Source organism: Actinomycetes bacterium, from assembly GCA_035506535.1.
In the GTDB taxonomy this organism is placed as follows: domain Bacteria; phylum Actinomycetota; class Actinomycetes; order DATJPE01; family DATJPE01; genus DATJPE01.
The window spans coordinates 1-2,033 of sequence record DATJPE010000046.1; the positions used below are offsets into that span (position 1 = coordinate 1).

The window sequence follows — 2,033 nt, forward strand, 5'->3', positions numbered from 1 at the left end:
CGCGTCGGCGTAGGCCCTCGAGGTCGAACCGATGTCGCCGCGCTTGGCGTCGACGATCACCGGCAACTCGTGCTCGTGGGCGCAGTGGACCACGCGACGCAGGGCCTTCCAGCCCGGCGGCCCGCACTGCTCGAAGAAGGCCGCCTGCGGCTTGACCGCAGCCGCCACGTCGGCGACCGCGTCGATGATGCCGGTCGCGAACTCGGCGAAGCAGGCCGCGACGGCCTCTTCGGAGCCGACCACCCCGGCCCGCGCGGCGTACGCGGCGCGCAGGTCGTCGGGCAGTCGTGCGAGGTCGGGGTCGAGCCCGACGCAGACCGCGCTGCGACGTTCCAGGATGCTGGTCGCGAGACTGTCGGAGAAGTGGGTCATCTGTGTTGAATTGGTCGGCCGACCCTCCAATCCTGCCTCGGCGGCCGTCCCCTGGGCTCGCCGGGTAGGCTGCCCGACGCTCAGGCCGAGCCCTCGTCTCCGCCGCGTCGCGGCTCCTTCAGGCCTTGATCCACCACGTCGATCGAGTGCTGCTGCTGGGCCTGGAAGGCGCGCACGTTCTTGCGGATGGTGTCGAGCTTCGCGCGGATGTAGTCGCGGGACTCGTCGGCGGCGCCCGACTCCTCGTCGGCGCGCTGCAGCTCCTCGGACTCCTTCTGCATCTGTCGCAGCACGTCCATGAGCTGGGCGTCGTCCATCTCGGTCAGCGTGTTCAGGTCGTACTTCATGGCCCGGCTCGAGGCTTCGTGGACCGCGGTCAGCTTGGACCGCACCACGGGGTTGAAGACCGCGCTGGGGTCGACCTGCGCCGTGATCTCGTCGACCTCGCGGATCCAGTCCTCCTCGGAGGCATCGGCCTTGGGGATGATCTTGATCTGCCCCTCGTCGGTCTCCTCGATGCGCTCGATCGACAGATAGGCGCGCAGAAAGCCTTCGGTGAAGGCGACCGGCACCGTGGCCGCATAGGCGATGACCTGCAGGATCTCGGCGGCGAACTGGGTGAAGGTGCCGGTGTGGAGGTAGCTGTCCTCGATCAGGCCGAGGAGCATGGACTTCAGGAAAGGATCTGAGCGCTGCGTTTGCGCCGACGTCTGTTCGGCCGGCCCGGTCTGACCGCCTGCTGGTGCGTCTGTCATGCCCGCCCGCCTCGTCGCTTGCCAGACTCGCGGCAACCTTACTGCAACCTGGATGCCCGGACAAACGAGGTCCGAAGCCCGGGCGCCGATCGGCGCCCGCGGTCCTCGTGTGTCATGGCCGGGACCGGGCCGTTTCGGGTAGGCTGCGCGACATGGCGGATGGACTCATCCTGCGCGGCGAGCGCGAGCTCGCAACGTGGCTGACGGCGGCCGCGCGCGAGCCGCGCGCGGCCGCCGTCTTCTGCGACATCGACGGCACCATCTCTCCTATCGTCGGCGACCCCTACGCGGCAGTGGTGCCCGAGGCGTTCCGCGCGGCGCTCGCCGCGCTCGCGCCGCGCCTTGGGCTGCTGGCCTTCGTCACCGGCCGCGACATCCACCAGGCGGCCGCCATGGTCGGGGTCGAGGGAGCCCGCTACGTCGGGCTGCACGGCTTCGACCTGATGTCGCCGAACGGGACCGTCACGCGGGACCCGTCGGCCGAGCCGTACGTCGACCGGGTACAGCAGATGGCTCGTCGCGTACGCATGCTGGACGCGGAGAGTCTCGGCCTCGTGGTCGAGAACAAGGGCCCCATGCTCGACCTGCACTACCGCCAGGCGCCCGACCCGGCGGCGACATTGGCGGTGCTCGAAGACGAGATCCTCGACCCCGCTCGTGACCTGGGTCTGGCGGTCGCGACCGGTCACTGCCTGGTCGAGCTGCGGCCGCCCGAGCCGGTGAACAAGGGGACGGCCACGCTGCGCTTGCTCGAGACCGAGGGTCCCGACGACGTCGAGTTGACCGCCGCGCTCTTCCTCGGCGACGACCTGACGGACTGCACGGGCTTCGCCGCGGTGCACGAGTGGGCCGAGGAGGAGGAGGAGGAGGAGGAGGAGGAGGAGGAGGAGGAGGAGGCGACGGCGA

The 2,033-nt window shown here is 70.0% G+C and carries 3 protein-coding genes; 1 reads left to right on the plus strand and 2 read right to left on the minus strand.

What is annotated here, in order from left to right; genetic code table 11:
* Both pyrF and VMI11_07205 read right to left on the minus strand, forming a co-directional pair.
* Window positions 1-372, minus strand: a 372-nt coding sequence (gene pyrF, locus VMI11_07200) for an orotidine-5'-phosphate decarboxylase (GenBank protein ID HTY72199.1), incomplete at its 3' end; no start/stop codon positions are given.
* 80 nt (window positions 373-452) lie between these two features.
* Window positions 453-1,040 carry a hypothetical protein gene (locus VMI11_07205; GenBank protein HTY72200.1) on the minus strand — a complete coding sequence of 196 codons (588 nt, stop codon included), beginning with the start codon at window positions 1,038-1,040 and terminating at the stop codon, window positions 453-455.
* A 239-nt stretch (window positions 1,041-1,279) separates the two neighbouring features.
* Between VMI11_07205 and otsB the strand changes: the two genes are divergently transcribed.
* A partial coding sequence (otsB, locus tag VMI11_07210; GenBank protein ID HTY72201.1) for a trehalose-phosphatase occupies window positions 1,280-2,033 on the plus strand: 754 nt, incomplete at its 3' end.

Coding starts and splice junctions, on each gene's coding strand:
- VMI11_07205 (HTY72200.1), bottom strand. CDS start 1,040: ATGCTCCTCGGCCTGATCGAGGACAGCTACCTCCACACCGGCACCTTC.